This window comes from Erwinia sp. ErVv1, assembly GCF_900068895.1.
GTDB lineage: Bacteria > Pseudomonadota > Gammaproteobacteria > Enterobacterales > Enterobacteriaceae > Erwinia.
Window position 1 is genome coordinate 38,755 of the sequence record NZ_CDPK01000007.1, and the last position, 18,955, is coordinate 57,709.

The window sequence follows — 18,955 nt, forward strand, 5'->3', positions numbered from 1 at the left end:
TCAGTTATTCTGATAAACATCCTTATAGAGCCGGCTTTCAAAGCGAACCAGCGGAATGCGACGCTGGCGCTGATCCTCCGGCGGAACGGCATAGCCCGAAAGATACTGGACGAATGCCACGCGTTGCCCGCTGGCGGTGGTCATAAATCCTGCAAGGTTATAAACGCCCTGTAGCGACCCGGTTTTGGCTGAAACCTTGCCGTCAACGCCAGCTTCATGAAGACCACCGCGATAGCGCAAGGTTCCGTCGTAGCCTGCGAGCGGCAGCATAGAAATGAAATTCAGCTGTTGATCGTTTTGTGCAATGTACTGCAATACCTGCATCATCGTCGCAGGAGAAATCAGGTCGTGACGTGACAAACCCGAGCCATCGACCTGTATGCTGTTGCCCAGATCGACATTGGCCTTCTGCCGCAGGATCTGACGTACCGCATCCGAACCCGCCCGCCAGGTGCCAGGTACGCCGAAGCGCTCATGCCCGATGGTACGAAACACCGTATCAGCAATCATGTTGTCGGACTTCTTAAGCATAATCCTTAACAGGTCGTGCAGCGGCGCGGACTGCTTTTCAACCAGAACGGTAGCGGGAGGCGTGGCCTGGGTCTGACGAAGCAAATGGCCGGAATAGTCGATTCCCGCCTGCTGTAGCTCAGCTTTGAGCAACGCCCCGGCATAGCTGGCACCGTCCTGAATGGCGAATGCGAGGGGAAGAGGTTCCGCCCGCTGCGTCATACAGCCGGTGAGCGTGAAACGGTTTAGCTCGCCCGGCACGACGTCCAGCTCGCAGTACTGCGCCTCCGATGAGCCTTTGGCGAGCGTACGGACCTGGCTGAACATGTTCACCGGATAATAAGACGCGACGCGAATAAAGGCGTTATCGCCCGCCCGGGGGGCGCTGTAAAGCGAGACCGAAAAGCAGTTGCGATCGACAATAGCCGCCGCCGGAGGCGCACTGAAGCACTGGGTCAAATCGTTCCACGGCCAGCCAGGGGCTTTATCATGGCTGGCAAAGACGGAGGTATCAATTACCAGGTTGCCCTGAATATGCTGGACGCCCTGTTTTTTAAGCGCCGTAACCATGTTCCGCAGATCCTGACGCGTCAGGGTTGGATCGCCGCCGAATCGCGCGACCAGATCGCCGCGCAGCGTGCCGCCGCTAAGGGTGCCTTTACTCTCCAGCTGGGTATGAAAACGGAAATCCGGTCCCAGCTGCAACAGCGCAGCCAGCGCGGTTATCACCTTCATCGTACTGGCAGGCAGGGCCATCTGCTTGCTGTGGTAGTCAATTGAGGGCGAGGGTGCGCCGATTTTCTGTACAATCAGCGCCAGGTTCGCGCCGTCGGGTAAATACTGGGTATAGCTTTCGACCGGGGCTGCGTGGGCATTCAGCATAAATGCGCAGGCCAGGCCGGTTACAATTCGTGAAAATCGCATAATCTCGCGTTTACTGGCAGGTGATGCGCATCATACTACGGTGCATCAAGGTGGAAAGTAAACGATGACCCATAAGGAACTCTGGGGTAAAATACGTATCAAAATGCAAAACCTGCCGGGCCCAGAGCATACTCCGGGCCAGGTTTCTTTCGTTTGTAATTCAGTGGCCAGCGCCGCAGAACGCTTTTTCTGCATCAACCTGTCAGGATGACGAAATTTTGCACAGGACAGAGTTTACGAGGTATTGAGATGAATCAGATTCCGATGACGTTAAGGGGCGCAGAAAAACTGCGTGAAGAGCTTGAAGAGCTGAAAACCATTAAACGCCCCAGAATTATTGCCTCAATTGCTGACGCCCGCGAGCATGGCGATTTGAAAGAGAACGCGGAATACCATGCTGCGCGTGAAGAGCAGGGCTTTTGTGAAGGCCGAATCCAGGAAATTGAAGCAAAGCTGTCTAATGCACAGGTCATTGATGTCACCAAAATGAACGCCAATGGCCGGGTTATCTTCGGTTCTACCGTGAGCGTGCTCAATCTGGACAATGATGAAGAGTCAACGTATCGCATTGTTGGCGACGATGAAGCGAACTTTAAGGAGAATCTGATTTCTGTCAATTCGCCTATGGCTCGTGGTCTGATTGGCAAAGAAGTGGATGACGTTGCTATTATTAAAACGCCTGGCGGCGACGTCGAGTATGAAATCCTGAAGATAAGCTATCTGTGATTTCTGCTACGCTGGATAATCCCGGCGGAATGTAAAAACAGGTAAAAGGCCGCATCGCGGCCTTTTATCAACATGACGAGCGTGGCACTTTCTGCACCTCCGCGATAAGGCTTAACGAATGGCCTCAGCGTGGAATAGCGATTTTACGCTCTTTCGTTGGACGGTACAGCACCAGCGTCTTGCCGATAACCTGTACGTTAGCTGCACGGGTTTCACGCACGATCGCTTCAACCACAAGGGCTTTCGTCTCACGGTCTTCCGTGGCGATTTTCACCTTGATGAGCTCGTGGTGCTCCAGTGCCTGTTCGATTTCGGCCAGCACTCCTTCGGTCAGACCATTGTTGCCTAACATGACGACGGGCTTCAGTGGATGGGCCAGTCCTTTCAGGTGCTGTTTTTGTTTGGTACTCAGATTCATCGTATTTTTTACTTACATTGGGATTGAAAACGGGTCATTCTACCGCCATCTCGGGTGTATCACCAAATCGGCGTGCTGATTTGCGCGGTTTATTTATCGCATACGTTGAATCATAGTTGGAAATTGTATGACTGGTAAAAAGCGTTCGGCCAGTTCCAGCCGCTGGCTACAGGAACACTTTAGCGATAAATATGTGCTTCAGGCGCAGAAAAAAGGGTTGCGTTCGCGCGCCTGGTTTAAACTTGATGAAATACAGCAGGGTGACAAGCTGTTCAAACCGGGTATGACCGTGGTTGATTTAGGCGCGGCGCCTGGGGGATGGTCCCAATATGTGGTAACGCAGATTGGGTCAAAAGGCAGCGTCATCGCCTGTGATATCCTACCGATGGATCCTATCGTTGGCGTCGATTTCCTTCAGGGCGATTTTCGTGATGAACTGGTGCTGAAAGCCCTGTTGGAACGCGTTGGCGACAAAAAGGTTCAGGTTGTGATGTCGGATATGGCACCCAACATGACCGGTACGCCAGAAGTCGATATTCCCCGGTCGATGTATTTAGTTGAGCTTGCACTGGAAATGTGTCGAGATGTACTGGCACCCAACGGCAGTTTTTTAGTGAAAGTGTTTCAGGGAGATGGCTTTGAAGATTACCTCCGGGAAATTCGCTCCCTGTTTACGAAAGTGAAAATTCGTAAGCCGGACGCTTCGCGCTCTCGTTCGCGTGAAGTGTACATTGTAGCGACAGGGCGCAAACTATAGCCAAAATAGCTGGATGCGCAGCAGGGTGAGAGGGGAGCGACTCCAGGCTTACATCAGTAAGTTGTTGAAGTTAGCGACACCGCTCATCACCGCAGTGATTCCAGATATGATGAATATATAGTACCCTACGCTGTCTGTTAACACAGTTGTAATAAGAGGTTAATCCCTTGAGTGACATGGCGAAAAACCTGATTCTTTGGTTAGTCATCGCAGTCGTGCTGATGTCTGTCTTCCAGAGCTTTGGGCCCAGCGAGTCGAATAGCCGCAGGGTTGATTACTCAACCTTCCTGTCCGAAGTTAATCAGGATCAGGTTCGCGAGGCTCGTATTAACGGGCGTGAAATCAACGTTACCAAAAAAGACAGTAACCGATACACGACCTACATTCCCGTCAACGATCCTAAGTTACTCGATAACCTGTTGACTAAAAATGTAAAAGTGGTTGGCGAACCTCCAGAAGAACCGAGCCTGCTGGCGTCGATCTTTATCTCCTGGTTCCCAATGCTGTTACTTATTGGTGTCTGGATCTTCTTCATGCGTCAGATGCAGGGCGGCGGCGGAAAGGGCGCGATGTCCTTTGGCAAGAGCAAAGCTCGCATGCTGACGGAAGATCAGATCAAAACCACCTTTGCCGATGTCGCGGGTTGTGACGAAGCGAAAGAAGAAGTGAGCGAGCTGGTTGAATACCTGCGCGAGCCCAGCCGCTTCCAGAAACTCGGCGGTAAAATTCCGAAAGGCGTGCTGATGGTTGGCCCGCCGGGTACCGGTAAAACCCTGCTGGCGAAGGCCATTGCGGGTGAAGCGAAAGTGCCGTTTTTTACCATTTCCGGTTCTGACTTTGTTGAAATGTTCGTCGGCGTGGGTGCGTCCCGCGTCCGTGACATGTTCGAACAGGCTAAGAAAGCGGCCCCCTGCATCATTTTTATCGATGAGATCGATGCGGTAGGGCGTCAGCGTGGTGCAGGCTTGGGCGGCGGTCACGATGAGCGTGAGCAAACGCTTAACCAGATGCTGGTAGAGATGGACGGGTTTGAAGGTAATGAAGGTATTATCGTCATTGCGGCAACTAACCGTCCGGACGTGCTTGACCCTGCGCTGCTGCGTCCAGGGCGCTTTGACCGTCAGGTTGTGGTCGGATTGCCGGACGTGCGTGGACGCGAGCAAATTCTGAAAGTGCATATGCGCCGTGTCCCACTGTCGCCAGATATTGATGCCTCAGTGATTGCACGCGGTACGCCAGGCTTCTCCGGTGCGGATCTGGCAAACCTTGTTAACGAGGCTGCGCTGTTCGCGGCTCGTGGTAACAAGCGTGTTGTTTCGATGGTTGAGTTCGAAAAAGCGAAAGACAAAATCATGATGGGTGCGGAACGTCGCTCTATGGTGATGACGGAATCGCAAAAAGAGTCAACGGCATACCACGAAGCAGGCCATGCGATTATTGGTCGCCTGGTGCCTGAGCATGACCCGGTTCACAAAGTGACGATTATTCCTCGCGGTCGTGCACTCGGCGTGACGTTCTTCCTGCCTGAGGGAGACGCTATCAGCGCCAGCCGTCAGAAGCTGGAAAGCCAGATTTCGACCCTGTACGGCGGCCGTCTGGCTGAAGAGATCATCTACGGCGTTGAGCATGTCTCTACCGGTGCCTCTAATGACATCAAGGTAGCGACCTCAATTGCACGTAACATGGTTACGCAATGGGGCTTCTCAGAGAAGCTTGGCCCACTGCTGTACGCTGAGGAAGAAGGTGAAGTCTTCCTGGGACGTTCAGTCGCTAAAGCGAAGCATATGTCTGATGAAACCGCGCGTATCATCGATCAGGAAGTGAAGCTGCTGGTTGAGGGAAATTACCAGCGTGCTCGCCGTATACTGAACGAAAACATGGACATTCTTCACTCAATGAAAGACGCGTTGATGAAGTATGAAACCATTGATGCTCCGCAGATTGACGACCTGATGGCCCGACGTGAAGTGCGTCCGCCAGCAGGTTGGGAAGATCCGGGCACCAACAATTCTGACAGTAACGGTACGCCTAAGGCGCCACGTCCGGTTGATGAACCGCGTACGCCGAATCCAGGCAACACCATGTAAGCAGAGTTGGGCGACAAAGAAATTCCGCCCAGTCTCGAAAAAAAGCGAAACCCCGGCATCGACCGGGGTTTTTTTATATCCTCGCAGTCACTAAGCTGTTGGCCATACCGATATCACACCCCGTTTGGAGAATTCCCCGCTATGAAGCTTTACGCCCAGGATTCCGTGCTTGACCTGTCACATCCCCACGTTATGGGTATTTTGAATGTGACGCCGGATTCATTCTCAGACGGTGGCAAGCATAATGAGCTTATCCAGGCGCTGACCCATGCCAATGCGATGATTAATGCCGGCGCGACAATAATTGATATCGGCGGCGAGTCGACGCGCCCGGGGGCCGATGAGGTCAGCGTTGATGAGGAGCTGGCGCGCGTCATTCCGGTGGTTGAGGCGATTTCGCAGCGCTTTGAAGTCTGGATCTCGGTCGATACCTCAAAGCCTGAGGTGATCCGTGAATCAGCGCGCGCCGGCGCCCATATCATTAACGATATCCGTTCGCTCAGGGAGCCGGGCGCGCTGGAAGCCGCCTCTGAGACAGGGTTACCGGTATGCCTGATGCATATGCAGGGTGAGCCGGGTACCATGCAGCAGGCACCAAAATATAGCGATCTGCTTCAGGACGTTGACGCATTCTTTGGCCAGCAGATTGCACGCTGTGAAGCGGCAGGGATTAAAAAAGAGCAGCTGCTGCTCGACCCGGGATTCGGTTTCGGTAAGAATCTCTCCCATAATTATCAGCTTCTGGCGCACCTGGCTGATTTCCACCACTTCGGGCTTCCGCTGTTGGTCGGTATGTCGCGGAAAAGCATGATAGGGCAGTTGTTAAACGTCGGGCCATCTCAGCGCCTGACCGGCAGCCTGGCCTGTGCGGTTATAGCCGCCATGCAGGGGGCGCAGATCCTGCGCGTCCATGATGTTAAAGAAACCGTTGAAGCGATGCGCGTCGTCGAAGCAACACTGTCAGCGAAGGAAGACTAAGTTATGAGCAAGCGTAAGTATTTTGGTACCGACGGCATCCGTGGCAAAGTGGGTGAGCCGCCTATTACTCCGGACTTCGTGCTGAAACTGGGCTGGGCGGCCGGGAAGGTGCTGGCACGAAACGGTTCCAAAAAAATCATTATCGGTAAAGACACGCGTATCTCCGGCTACATGCTGGAATCAGCACTTGAAGCCGGCCTGGCGGCGGCCGGGCTGTCTGCGGCCTTTACCGGTCCAATGCCGACGCCTGCCATCGCCTACCTGACCCGAACCTTCCGCGCAGAAGCGGGCATCGTGATTTCCGCGTCGCATAATCCATTCGATGATAATGGTATTAAGTTCTTTTCCATCGAAGGGACGAAGCTTCCCGACGATGTTGAAGAGGCGATTGAAGCGGAAATGGAAAAACCGATCACCTGCGTTGAATCTGCTGAGCTGGGCCGCGCAAGCCGCATCGTTGATGCCGCCGGGCGTTATATTGAGTTCTGCAAGGGTACCTTTCCCAGCGAGCTGAATCTGAACGGTTTAAAAATCGTGGTGGACTGCGCCAACGGCGCTACCTATCACATAGCCCCTAACGTGCTGCGTGAGCTGGGCGCGACGGTGATTTCAATCGGCGTTCAGCCGGATGGCATGAATATCAACGAGGAGTGCGGTGCGACGGACGTGCGCAAGCTGCAGGAACGCGTCCTGGCTGAAAAGGCGGATATTGGCCTGGCCTATGACGGAGACGGCGATCGCATCATGATGGTGGACCATCTTGGCCTTAAGGTCGATGGCGATCAGATACTCTATATCATCGCTCGCGAAGGACTCCGTCAGGGTCAGCTGCGCGGCGGGGTAGTAGGTACCCTGATGAGTAATATGGGGCTGGAGCTGGCCCTGAAACAGCTGGGCATCCCCTTCGCGCGGGCAAAAGTTGGCGATCGCTACGTGCTGGAGAAGCTACAGGAAAAGGGCTGGCGTCTGGGGGCCGAGAACTCCGGCCACGTTATCCTGCTCGACAAAACCACCACCGGAGATGGCATTGTGGCGGGCCTGCAGGTGCTCACGGCGATGGTGCGTAACCATATGAGCCTGCATGATTTGTGTAGCGGCATGAAGCTGCTACCGCAGATCCTGGTCAACGTCCGTTTCAGTGGCAGCAACGATCCGCTGGCCGACGAACGGGTCACCGCGGCAACCGCCGCCGCAGAAGCCGAGCTGAACGGACGCGGTCGCGTGTTGCTGCGTAAGTCCGGGACCGAACCGCTTATCCGCGTGATGGTGGAAGGTGAGGATGAAGCACAGGTCACCGCCCTCGCACACCGCATCGCAGATGCGGTGAAAGCCGTTTAAAGGCGAAGGACACGGCGCTTAAATAACCGGAATGGGCTGACAGGCAGATATTTTTTTCTGCCTTTATTTCAGCCTGATCCGTTTACTTATTGCGCACTGAACGGCCTTTTGTCGTTTTTTTCTGCAAACGATCGCACGAGAGTAAATTGCCCTTGCGTAGGGTGCGCGCTTTGGTTAGTATTCACACCCGCTTCTGATGGGTAGTGGCAACGCTATCTCTCTAACTGGTTTGAAGCTTTTGATGTGCGGTAACCGCGCAAGGAACAGGTTGAATATGTACGAAGCTCTTTTGGTAGTTTTCCTTATTGTGGCGATCGGCCTTGTAGGTTTGATTATGCTTCAGCAAGGTAAAGGCGCTGATATGGGCGCGTCGTTTGGTGCAGGATCTTCCGCAACGCTCTTTGGTTCTAACGGCTCAGGCAACTTTATGACCCGTATGACCGCAGTGCTGGCGGCATTGTTCTTCATCATCAGCTTGATTCTGGGTAACCTCAACAGCAACAAAACTCAGAAAGGAAGCGAGTGGGAAAATCTGACTCAGCCTGCACAGTCGCAGCAGAGCCAGCCAGCTAAGCCGGCAGCGCCGGGTAGCGACATCCCACAGTAAGCAGTAAAAGCAGTAACCATTTCGACGCGACAGAAATAAAAAAGTCGCCTCTTTAGTGCCGTGGTGGTGGAATTGGTAGACACGCTACCTTGAGGTGGTAGTGCCCGCATGGGCTTACGGGTTCAAGTCCCGTCCTCGGTACCAAATCTCAGTATTGCTTGCATTTCGTGCAAGTTTGGCGTAGTATTTGCCACGTTTTCGGACGCGGGGTGGAGCAGCCTGGTAGCTCGTCGGGCTCATAACCCGAAGGTCGTCGGTTCAAATCCGGCCCCCGCAACCACTTTCTCTTAGAGTTCTTTTTCAAATATACTGTTTGCACTGATTACTGGCGCATCAATAGCAGTTTTTTGAAAAAAATTCTTTTGGATTGTGCCGAACCGCCAGTGATGGCGTACAGGGTCCAGTCGCAAAAAGCCCCGAATTTTCGGGGTTTTTTGTTATCAGGAAACAGCATACTGGGCTATTAAGCCCTTTTTTTATGTCTTGGGGGTGGGCTTGTCCACATTAGAGCAAAAATTAACAGCGCTGATTTCAGCACCGGTAGAAGCGCTAGGCTACGAACTGGTTGGTATTGAGTTTGTACGCGGTCGCACATCCACGCTGCGCATCTATATTGATAGTGAAGATGGCATCACCGTTGACGATTGTGCCGATGTAAGCCACCAGGTAAGCGCCGTGTTTGACGTTGAAGATCCTATTACCGTCGCTTATACCCTTGAAGTCTCTTCACCAGGCCTGGAGCGTCCTCTCTTCACCGCTAAGCATTATACGCAATTCATCGGTGACGAAGTGAGCCTGGTACTGCGTATGGCCGTACAGAACCGCCGCAAGTGGCAGGGAATCATTAAAGCTGTAGAAGGTGAAATGGTGACTGTTGCCGTTGAGGGTAACGATGAAGTGTTCGCGCTGAGCAATATTCAGAAAGCGAACCTGGTTCCCCACTTTTAAAAGTCCGGATTGAGGCATACCAGGATGAATAAAGAAATCTTAGCTGTTGTTGAGGCCGTATCTAACGAGAAATCCCTTCCTCGCGAGAAGATTTTCGAAGCGCTGGAGAGCGCACTGGCAACGGCAACAAAGAAAAAATACGAGCAGGAAATTGACGTTCGCGTCAGCATCGATCGCAAAAGCGGTGATTTTGACACCTTCCGCCGTTGGGTTATTGTCAATGAAGTGACCCAGCCGACGCGTGAAATTACGCTCGATGCCGCGCGTTTTGAAGACGAGTCCCTGGACGTTGGCGGATTCGTTGAAGATCAGATTGAATCTGTCACCTTTGACCGTATCACTACCCAAACCGCTAAGCAGGTTATCGTGCAAAAAGTGCGCGAAGCCGAACGCGCGATGGTCGTGGATCAGTTCCGCGAGCAGGAAGGTGAAATCATCACCGGCGTGGTAAAAAAGGTTAATCGCGACAATATCTCTCTGGACCTGGGCAATAATGCGGAAGCGGTCATTATCCGTGAGGATATGCTGCCGCGCGAAAACTTCCGCCCGGGCGACCGTATTCGTGGTGTTCTGTACGCAGTTCGCCCTGAAGCCCGTGGTGCTCAGCTTTTCGTCAGCCGTTCAAAACCTGAAATGCTGATCGAACTCTTCCGTATCGAAGTGCCGGAAATCGGCGAGGAAGTGATTGAAATTAAAGCCGCCGCGCGCGATCCGGGCTCTCGTGCCAAGATTGCCGTGAAAACCAACGACAAGCGTATCGATCCTATCGGTGCCTGCGTCGGTATGCGTGGCGCGCGTGTTCAGGCAGTGTCCAGCGAGCTGGCCGGTGAGCGTATTGATATCGTGCTGTGGGATGATAATCCTGCGCAGTTCGTGATCAACGCCATGGCGCCTGCGGATGTTGCCTCTATCGTGGTGGATGAAGATAATCACACCATGGACATCGCCGTTGAAGCCGGAAATCTGGCCCAGGCGATAGGCCGTAATGGCCAAAACGTGCGTCTGGCTTCACAGCTGAGTGGCTGGGAGCTGAACGTGATGACGGTCGACGATCTTCAGGCTAAGCATCAGGCTGAAGCCCACGCTGCTATCGACGTCTTTACCAAATATCTTGATATTGATGAAGATTTCGCCACCATGCTGGTTGAAGAGGGCTTCTCCTCACTTGAAGAGCTCGCGTATGTTCCCATCAATGAACTGTTGGAAATCGACGGGATGGATGAAGATACGGTAGAAGCGCTGCGCGATCGGGCAAAAAATGCGTTAACTACCCTGGCGCTGGCGAAAGAAGAGAGCCTGGGTGAAAACCAGCCGGCAGAAGATTTGCTGAATCTGGAAGGTCTGGATCGTGAACTGGCATTTAAGCTGGCGGCGATTGGCGTATGCACGCTGGAAGATCTTGCCGAGCAGGGTGTTGACGATCTGTCAGATATTGAGGGCCTGAGTGATGAACGGGCCGGTGAGCTGATTATGGCTGCACGTAATATCTGCTGGTTCGGCGACGACGCGTAATAAACTGTAAGCAGGAAGGAACAGCATGACAGATGTAACCGTAAAATCGCTGGCCGCAGAGATTCAGACCCCGGTAGAACGCCTGGTACAGCAATTTGCTGATGCAGGGATCCGCAAGTCTGAGACCGATTCTGTGACCCAGCAGGAAAAAGAGACGCTCCTTAGCCATCTGAACCGCGACCATAACGGCGGTTCTGGTAAACTTACTCTGCAGCGCAAAACGCGCAGCACCCTGAACGTGCCGGGCACCGGCGGTAAAAGCAAAGCGGTGCAGATTGAAGTCCGCAAAAAGCGCACCTATGTAAAAGGCGATCCTGCAGAAGCTGCACAGGCTGAAGCAGAAGAGCAGGCACAGCGTGAAGCGGAAGAACTGGCTCGTCGCGAGGCTGAAGAGAAAGCCGCGCACGAAGCTCAAGAGAAAGCGAAGCGTGAAGCCGAGGAGCAGGCTAAACGTGAGGCAGCTGATAAAGCCAAACGTGAAGCAGCGGAAAAAGAAAAAGTGAGCAATCAACATACCGACGAAACAACCCGGGCGGCCCAGTCTGATAAAGCCCGCCGCGAAGCTGAAGCCGCAGAGCTGAAGCGTAAAGCTGAAGAAGAAGCGCGTCGCAAAATCGAAGAAGACGCGAAGCGCGTAGCGGAAGAGGCCCGTAAAATGGCGGAAGAAAAAGGCTCAGAATGGGCTGAAGCGGAAAAAGAAGTCGAAGACACTTCTGACTATCATGTCACCACCTCCACCCATGCGCGTGCCGCTGAAGACGAAAACGATGCCAAGGTAGAAGGCGATCGTCGTACGCGTCCAGCGAAAGCGCCTCGCCAGAAGAAGGGCAACAAGCATTCTGAAGCGAAAACCGACCGTGAAGAAGCGCGCGCGCAGTTCCGCGGTGGTAAAGGCGGCAAGCGCAAGCCAAGCACGCTGCAGCAGGGCTTTAACAAGCCTGCACAGGCTGTTAACCGCGACGTGATCATCGGTGAGACTATCACCGTGGCCGAGCTGGCTAACAAAATGGCAGTGAAAGGTTCTCAGGTCATCAAAGCGATGATGAAGCTGGGCGCCATGGCGACGATTAACCAGGTTATCGATCAGGAAACTGCCCAGCTGGTCGCGGAAGAAATGGGTCACAAAGTGACGCTGCGCCGCGAGAATGAGCTGGAAGAAGCGGTAATGAGCGATCGTGATACTCAGGCTGAACGCGAGTCTCGTGCGCCAGTCGTGACCATCATGGGCCACGTTGACCACGGTAAAACGTCTCTGCTGGACTATATCCGTTCAACCAAAGTCGCCTCTGGCGAAGCGGGCGGCATTACTCAGCACATCGGTGCTTACCACGTTGAAACTGACAGCGGTATGATCACCTTCCTGGATACCCCGGGACACGCCGCGTTTACCGCAATGCGTGCTCGTGGTGCTCAGGCGACGGATATCGTTATCCTGGTGGTGGCAGCGGATGATGGCGTCATGCCACAGACGGTTGAAGCTATCCAGCATGCGAAAGCGGCGAACGTACCGGTTGTTGTTGCAGTGAACAAGTGCGACAAACCTGAAGCTGATCCGGATCGTGTTAAAAACGAACTCACTCAGTACGGGATTATCCCGGAAGTGTGGGGCGGTGAAAACATGTTCGTCAACGTCTCTGCGAAAGCGGGTACCGGCATCGACGATCTGCTGAACATCATCCTGCTGCAGGCTGAAGTGCTGGAACTGACCGCTGTCCGTCAGGGTATGGCAAGCGGCGTGGTTGTTGAATCCTTCCTGGATAAAGGCCGTGGTCCGGTTGCTACCGTACTGGTGCGTGAAGGGACATTGAACAAAGGCGATATCGTCCTTTGTGGCTTTGAATACGGCCGCGTGCGTGCGATGCGTGATGAGTTAGGGCGTGAAGTCCTGACCGCGGGTCCTTCTATCCCGGTAGAAATTCTGGGTCTGTCGGGCGTTCCGGCAGCAGGTGATGAAGCGACCGTCGTACGCGACGAGAAAAAAGCGCGTGAAGTGGCACTGTATCGTCAGGGCAAATTCCGTGAAGTTAAGCTGGCGCGTCAGCAGAAATCTAAGCTGGAAAACATGTTTGCTAACATGACCGAAGGCGAAGTATCTGAACTGAACATCGTGCTGAAAGCCGACGTACAGGGTTCTGTCGAAGCTATCTCCGACTCCCTGATGAAACTTTCTACTGATGAAGTGAAAGTTAAAATCGTGGGTTCTGGTGTGGGCGGTATCACTGAGACCGACGCCACACTGGCAGCAGCGTCTAACGCTATCCTGGTTGGCTTTAACGTCCGTGCCGATGCCTCTGCGCGCCGCGTCATTGATACTGAAAGCCTGGATCTGCGTTACTACTCCGTCATCTATAACCTGATTGACGAAGTGAAAGCAGCGATGAGCGGTATGCTTGCACCTGAGTACAAACAGCAGATCATCGGTCTGGCTGCGGTACGTGACGTGTTCAAATCACCGAAATTTGGTGCTATCGCCGGTTGTATGGTGACCGAAGGTAACATTAAGCGTCATAACCCTATCCGCGTACTGCGCGACAACGTGGTTATCTATGAAGGCGAGCTGGAATCCCTGCGCCGCTTCAAAGATGACGTCAACGAAGTCCGTAACGGCATGGAATGTGGTATCGGCGTGAAGAACTACAACGATGTGCGCGTTGGCGATATGATCGAAGTGTTCGAAATTATCGAGATCCAGCGTACTATCGATTAATGGTCTCTTGAAAAAGTGACGTATCCGGGAGGCCCACTGGGCCTCCCGTAGGCTGTGTCCCACCAGTAGCTCGCGTCCTGCGTTGTCAGGTTTGAACATAGTCTGCTATGCCCTTCACCTTCCACCTTGATCGCGAACTGTTGGTATTCCGACGGTCTTAGCACCCAGGGTCGGACACCGCCTTAATCTGGAGAGTTCTAATATGGCGAAAGAATTTGGTCGCCCACAGCGCGTATCTCAGGAATTGCAGAAAGAGATCGCGATGATTTTACAGCGTGAGATCAAAGATCCACGTCTTGGCATGATGGTAACCGTGTCAGGAGTCGAGGTTTCTCGCGACCTGGCCTATGCCAAAGTGTTTGTCACCTTTCTGAACGACAAAGACGAAGACGCTATCAAAGGCGGCCTGCGGGCGCTTGGTGATGCTTCCGGCTATATCCGTTCGCTGCTGGGTAAAGCCATGCGCCTGCGTATCGTGCCTGAGCTAACCTGGTTCTACGACAATTCACTGGTTGAAGGCATGCGCATGTCTAACCTTGTCACTAACGTAGTGAGAAACGATGCCGAGCGTCGTGGCCCTGCGGAAGAAGACAAGGAGGAGTGATGAGCCGTCCTCGTCGTCGCGGTCGCGACGTCCATGGTGTGCTGCTGCTGGATAAACCTACCGGTCTGTCCAGTAATGATGCGCTGCAAAAAGTGAAGCGCCTCTTCACGGCGAACCGCGCGGGTCATACCGGTGCGCTGGATCCTCTGGCCACCGGTATGTTGCCAATTTGCCTGGGCGAAGCCACGAAATTTTCCCAGTACCTGCTTGACTCGGATAAGCGCTATCGTGTGATTGCAAAACTGGGGCAGCGTACCGATACCTCAGACGCAGAGGGTGCCGTCATCAGTGAGCGTCCGGTGACCTTTACCGAGCAGCTGCTGCTTGAGGCGCTCGACGGCTTCCGCGGGGAAACCCAGCAGGTCCCGTCGATGTATTCCGCGCTGAAGTATCAGGGGCGGAAGCTGTATGAGTACGCCCGCGAAGGTATTGAAGTGCCGCGTGAAGCGCGCAGTATTACCGTCTATGATCTGCAGCTTATCCGCTGGGAAGGCGATGAGCTGGAGCTGGAAATCCACTGTTCTAAGGGAACCTACATTCGTACGATTACGGATGACCTGGGTGAACTGCTCGGCTGTGGTGCCCATGTGGCATATTTACGTCGGCTACAGGTTGCGACCTATCCGGTCACCAGCATGGTGACTCTGGAGCAGCTGTCGGCGCTTAGCGAGGAAGCTTACGCCAGTGGCAAAACGCCTGCTGACCTGCTGGACCCGCTGCTGATGCCGATGGACAGCCCGGCCGCTGCGTACCCGGAAGTTAATCTTCTGAGTTCGGTTGCCGCTTACTTCAGGCAGGGGCAACCCGTGCAGGCGGGTCATGTTCCTGCTACGGGGCTGGTCCGCGTCACCGAAGGTGACACGCGCAAATTTATTGGCATGGCGGAAATCGCCGGAGATGGCCGCGTTGCGCCCCGACGGCTGGTCGTGGAATATTCCGACGCGCCATTTGCGAAAGTATCAGGCGCAGAGTAGAATAGCGCGGCTTTACATTGGGTCGCTGAATTAGAGATCGGCACCTGTACATTTATCTTAAATTTGGAGTTGTATCATGTCTCTAAGTGTTGAAACTAAAGCACAGATCGTTGCCGACTACGGTCGCGATGCTAACGACAGTGGTTCTACCGAAGTTCAGGTTGCTCTGCTGACCGCTCAGATTAACCATCTGCAGGGTCACTTCTCTGAGCACAAAAAAGATCACCACAGCCGTCGCGGTCTGCTGCGTATGGTTTCCCAGCGTCGTAAGCTGCTGGATTACCTGAAGCGTAAAGATGTTGCACGTTATACCAGCCTGATCGAGCGTCTGGGTCTGCGTCGCTAAATCTTAGAATCTGCCTTGCCCGGTACGTTTCAGCGCAATCTGATACGATAAATGGCTTAAAGGCAGATTTGTGCGAGTTTTGCTAAAAAGGGGCCTTCATGGCCCCTTTTTTCCGCTAAGCGGCAGCATTTTTCGCCAAACTATTGTATTGTTGACACGTGCGATCTTCAGTTGCAGCGTTTCGCGCGGCTAATGAGAGGCTTTGTCCCCGGGGCGGGATTAAGGGTTGTCATTAGTCGCGAGGATGCAAATGAAGATTAAAATTTTTCGGCAGGGTCAGTGCCCTGTCAGAACGTTAAGGATTTAATTTTGCTGAACCCGATCGTAAGAAAATTCCAATATGGTCAGCATACCGTCACCCTGGAGACCGGTATGATGGCTCGCCAGGCCACGGCAGCTGTGATGGTAAGTATGGATGACACCGCGGTATTCGTTACCGTTGTTGGCCAGAAAAAAGCCAAGCCGGGTCAGGGCTTTTTCCCGCTGACCGTAAACTATCAGGAGCGTACCTACGCTGCTGGCCGCATTCCCGGTAGCTTCTTCCGTCGTGAAGGCCGCCCGAGCGAAGGTGAAACCCTGACCTCACGCCTGATTGACCGCCCGGTGCGCCCACTGTTCCCGGAAGGTTTCGTTAACGAAGTTCAGGTCATCGCGACCGTGGTTTCCGTGAACCCACAGGTTAACCCTGACATCGTGGCGATGATCGGTGCCTCTGCAGCGCTGAGCCTGTCCGGTCTGCCCTTTAATGGTCCTATCGGTGCCGCGCGCGTAGGTTACATCAACGATCAGTATGTGCTGAACCCAACCACCGACGAGCTGAAAGAGAGCAAACTGGACCTGGTTGTTGCCGGTACTCAGGGTGCCGTGCTGATGGTTGAGTCTGAAGCCGAAGTGCTGAGCGAAGATCAGATGCTGGGTGCGGTGGTCTACGGTCACGAGCAGCAGCAAATTGTTATCGACCAGATCAACTCCCTGGTTGCCGAAGCCGGTAAACCTCGCTGGGACTGGCAGCCAGAGGCCGTAAACGAATCTCTGACCAGCCGTATTGCCGCGCTGGCTGAATCTCGCCTGAGCGATGCTTATCGCATCACCGAGAAGCAGGAGCGTTACGATCGCGTTGGCGTTATCAAGAGCGAAGTGACCGCTGCGCTGCTGGCTGAAGACGAAAGCCTGAACGAAGGTGAAATCAGCGATATTCTGCACGGTCTGGAAAAAGACGTCGTACGTAGCCGCATTCTTCGTGGCGAGCCGCGCATTGACGGCCGTGAAAAAGATATGATCCGTGGTCTGGACGTGCGCACTGGCGTACTGCCGCGCACTCACGGTTCTGCGCTCTTCACCCGTGGTGAGACGCAGGCGCTGGTTACCGCTACCCTGGGTACCGCACGTGACGCACAGAACCTCGATGAGCTGATGGGCGAGCGTACCGACAACTTCCTGTTCCACTACAACTTCCCTCCGTACTCCGTCGGTGAGACCGGTATGGTAGGTTCACCTAAGCGTCGCGAGATCGGCCACGGCCGTCTTGCCAAGCGCGGCGTACTGGCCGTGATGCCGAAGGGTGATGCGTTCCCTTACACCGTACGTGTGGTGTCTGAAATCACTGAATCAAACGGCTCATCGTCAATGGCGTCCGTGTGTGGTGCTTCTCTGGCGCTGATGGATGCCGGCGTGCCAATTAAGGCTGCAGTTGCAGGTATCGCCATGGGCCTGGTGAAAGAGGGTGAAAACTTCGTCGTTCTCTCCGATATCCTGGGCGACGAAGATCACCTGGGCGACATGGACTTCAAAGTAGCCGGTAGCCGTGAAGGTATCACCGCGCTGCAGATGGACATTAAAATTGAAGGCATCACCCGCGAAATCATGCAGGTGGCGCTGAACCAGGCTAAAGGTGCACGACTGCACATCCTGGGCGTGATGGAGCAGGCGATCAGCACCCCGCGCGGCGACATCTCTCAGTTTGCTCCGCGCATTCACACCATCAAGATCAGCCCGGACAAAATTAAAGATGTCATCGGTAAAGGCGGCTCGGTTATTCGTGCGCTGACCGAAGAAACCGGCACCACCATTGAGATCGAAGATGACGGTACGGTGAAAATCGCTGCGACCGACGGTGATAAAGCGAAATTCGCTATCCGCCGTATCGAGGAGATCACTGCAGAAATCGAAGTGGGTCGTATCTACAACGGTAAAGTGACCCGCATCGTTGACTTTGGTGCCTTCGTCGCCATCGGTGGTGGTAAAGAAGGTCTGGTGCACATTTCTCAAATCGCTGACAAGCGCGTAGAGAAAGTGACTGACTATCTGCAGATGGGTCAGGAAGTGCCGGTGAAAGTGCTGGAAGTTGATCGCCAGGGCCGCGTACGCCTGAGCATCAAAGAAGCGACCGAGCAGTCTGAACCAGAAGCGGTAACCCCTGCTGTTGCCCCGGCACCAGAAGCAGAATAAAGTCATACTATTAAGCTCTCCGTGCGCGTCACGGAGAGCTGTTTCATCGCGAGGGCAGGACGCGTCACCTTGTGCATGGCAAGCGGATGAACGGACTACCATCCTATTGTTTGTATTCGGGAGTGGGAAATGAAGCCTTTTTTGCGCTGGTGTTTCGTTGCGACAGCTTTAACGCTGGCAGGATGCAGCAACTCTGATTGGCGTAAGAACGAGGTCCTGGCCGTACCTTTGCAGCCTACGCTGCAGCAGGAAGTCATTCTGGCGCGCATGGAACAGATACTTGCCAGTCGTGCCCTTACCGATGATGAACGCGCACAGCTGTTATATGAGCGCGGAGTGTTGTATGATAGTTTAGGTTTGAGAGCACTGGCGCGAAATGATTTTTCACAAGCGCTATCTGTCAGACCGGATATGCCTGAAGTATTCAATTACTTAGGCATATATTTAACGCAGGCAGGCAACTATGATGCTGCCTATGAAGCGTTTGATTCTGTACTTGAGCTTGATCCAACTTACAATTACGCACATTTAAACCGCGGTATCGCCCTGTACTACGGCGGAAGGTTTAAATTGTCGCAAGATGATCTGCTGGCGTTTTATCAAGACGATCCTAACGATCCTTTCCGTAGCCTGTGGCTCTATCTCGACGAAAAAGAGATGAATGCCGACAAGGCCAAAGTAGCGCTACAACAGCGTTACGACAAAGCGGTCAGAGATCAATGGGGATGGAATATTGTCGAGTTCTACCTGGGCAACATCAGCGAAAGTACGCTGATGGAACGTCTCAAGGCGGATGCAACGGATAACACCTCGCTCGCTGAACATCTCAGTGAAACCAACTTCTATTTAGGTAAACATTACCTAAGTCTGGGGGAGAAGGACAACGCAGAAGCGTTGTTCAAGCTGACGGTCGCTAACAACGTTCATAACTTTGTTGAGCACCGATATGCATTGTTGGAGCTGGCCCTACTCGGCCAGACACAAGACGATTTATCAGAATCTGACCAGCAATAGCTGACGAACTAATATTGCCCTTTTTTTCGAAAAGTCATCATCTTAGCGGATGAGGGC

16 protein-coding genes and 2 tRNA genes are annotated in these 18,955 nt (G+C 53.6%); 16 read left to right on the forward strand and 2 right to left on the reverse strand.

Features of this window, described 5'->3' with window-relative positions:
- On the reverse strand, positions 1–1,434 hold the full coding sequence (gene dacB, locus A1830_RS11805; protein ID WP_067705994.1) for a serine-type D-Ala-D-Ala carboxypeptidase: 1,434 nt from the start codon (positions 1,432–1,434) through the stop codon (positions 1–3).
- Positions 1,435–1,683: 249 nt separating this feature from the next.
- Here dacB and greA point away from each other — a divergent pair, with 249 nt between their 5' ends.
- Positions 1,684–2,160, forward strand: a complete 477-nt coding sequence (greA, locus tag A1830_RS11810) for a transcription elongation factor GreA (protein ID WP_067705996.1) — start codon at positions 1,684–1,686, stop codon at positions 2,158–2,160.
- Positions 2,161–2,284: 124 nt separating this feature from the next.
- On the opposite strand, the gene yhbY is transcribed toward greA, so the two are convergent.
- Positions 2,285–2,578 (reverse strand): ribosome assembly RNA-binding protein YhbY, encoded by a 294-nt coding sequence (gene yhbY, locus A1830_RS11815; protein WP_067706003.1) that lies wholly within the window; start codon positions 2,576–2,578, stop codon positions 2,285–2,287.
- Positions 2,579–2,705: 127 nt separating this feature from the next.
- Here yhbY and rlmE point away from each other — a divergent pair, with 127 nt between their 5' ends.
- The 15 genes from rlmE to nlpI all read left to right on the forward strand — a co-directional run bounded on the left by rlmE (position 2,706) and on the right by nlpI (position 18,898).
- Entirely contained in the window at positions 2,706–3,335 is a 630-nt protein-coding gene (gene rlmE / locus A1830_RS11820) for a 23S rRNA (uridine(2552)-2'-O)-methyltransferase RlmE (protein WP_067706007.1), read from the forward strand.
- 176 nt (positions 3,336–3,511) lie between these two features.
- Positions 3,512–5,422, forward strand: a complete 1,911-nt coding sequence (gene ftsH, locus A1830_RS11825; protein ID WP_067706010.1) for an ATP-dependent zinc metalloprotease FtsH — start codon at positions 3,512–3,514, stop codon at positions 5,420–5,422.
- Positions 5,423–5,563: 141 nt separating this feature from the next.
- Positions 5,564–6,400, forward strand: a complete 837-nt coding sequence (gene folP / locus A1830_RS11830) for a dihydropteroate synthase (RefSeq protein ID WP_067706011.1) — start codon at positions 5,564–5,566, stop codon at positions 6,398–6,400.
- Between the two features lie 3 nt (positions 6,401–6,403).
- On the forward strand, positions 6,404–7,738 hold the full coding sequence (gene glmM / locus A1830_RS11835; protein WP_067706013.1) for a phosphoglucosamine mutase: 1,335 nt from the start codon (positions 6,404–6,406) through the stop codon (positions 7,736–7,738).
- 274 nt (positions 7,739–8,012) lie between these two features.
- Positions 8,013–8,345 carry a preprotein translocase subunit SecG gene (secG, locus tag A1830_RS11840; protein ID WP_067706015.1) on the forward strand — a complete coding sequence of 111 codons (333 nt, stop codon included), beginning with the start codon at positions 8,013–8,015 and terminating at the stop codon, positions 8,343–8,345.
- Positions 8,346–8,402: 57 nt separating this feature from the next.
- Positions 8,403–8,489 (forward strand) — tRNA-Leu (locus A1830_RS11845).
- Between the two features lie 59 nt (positions 8,490–8,548).
- Positions 8,549–8,625: transfer RNA gene (locus A1830_RS11850), tRNA-Met, on the forward strand.
- A 215-nt stretch (positions 8,626–8,840) separates the two neighbouring features.
- Complete coding sequence (gene rimP, locus A1830_RS11855; RefSeq protein WP_067706295.1) at positions 8,841–9,293, forward strand: ribosome maturation factor RimP; 453 nt, start codon at positions 8,841–8,843, stop codon at positions 9,291–9,293.
- 24 nt (positions 9,294–9,317) lie between these two features.
- Entirely contained in the window at positions 9,318–10,805 is a 1,488-nt protein-coding gene (gene nusA / locus A1830_RS11860) for a transcription termination factor NusA (RefSeq protein ID WP_067706016.1), read from the forward strand.
- A 25-nt stretch (positions 10,806–10,830) separates the two neighbouring features.
- A complete protein-coding gene (gene infB / locus A1830_RS11865; protein ID WP_067706018.1) occupies positions 10,831–13,512 on the forward strand; it encodes a translation initiation factor IF-2 in 2,682 nt (893 codons plus the stop codon).
- 202 nt (positions 13,513–13,714) lie between these two features.
- On the forward strand, positions 13,715–14,116 hold the full coding sequence (rbfA, locus tag A1830_RS11870; RefSeq protein ID WP_067706023.1) for a 30S ribosome-binding factor RbfA: 402 nt from the start codon (positions 13,715–13,717) through the stop codon (positions 14,114–14,116).
- Positions 14,116–15,090 (forward strand): tRNA pseudouridine(55) synthase TruB, encoded by a 975-nt coding sequence (truB, locus tag A1830_RS11875; protein WP_067706025.1) that lies wholly within the window; start codon positions 14,116–14,118, stop codon positions 15,088–15,090. The genes rbfA and truB overlap by 1 nt, the downstream gene beginning before the upstream one ends.
- Positions 15,091–15,166: 76 nt before the next feature.
- Entirely contained in the window at positions 15,167–15,436 is a 270-nt protein-coding gene (gene rpsO / locus A1830_RS11880) for a 30S ribosomal protein S15 (RefSeq protein ID WP_024966694.1), read from the forward strand.
- Positions 15,437–15,745: 309 nt separating this feature from the next.
- The gene (gene pnp / locus A1830_RS11885) at positions 15,746–17,884 is read left to right on the forward strand and encodes a polyribonucleotide nucleotidyltransferase (RefSeq protein ID WP_067706026.1); all 2,139 of its coding nucleotides are present in this window, start codon (positions 15,746–15,748) and stop codon (positions 17,882–17,884) included.
- Between the two features lie 129 nt (positions 17,885–18,013).
- Positions 18,014–18,898: a lipoprotein NlpI gene (gene nlpI / locus A1830_RS11890; RefSeq protein ID WP_067706027.1), complete on the forward strand. Its 885-nt coding sequence runs from the start codon at positions 18,014–18,016 to the stop codon at positions 18,896–18,898.
- Positions 18,899–18,955: the final 57 nt, after the last annotated feature.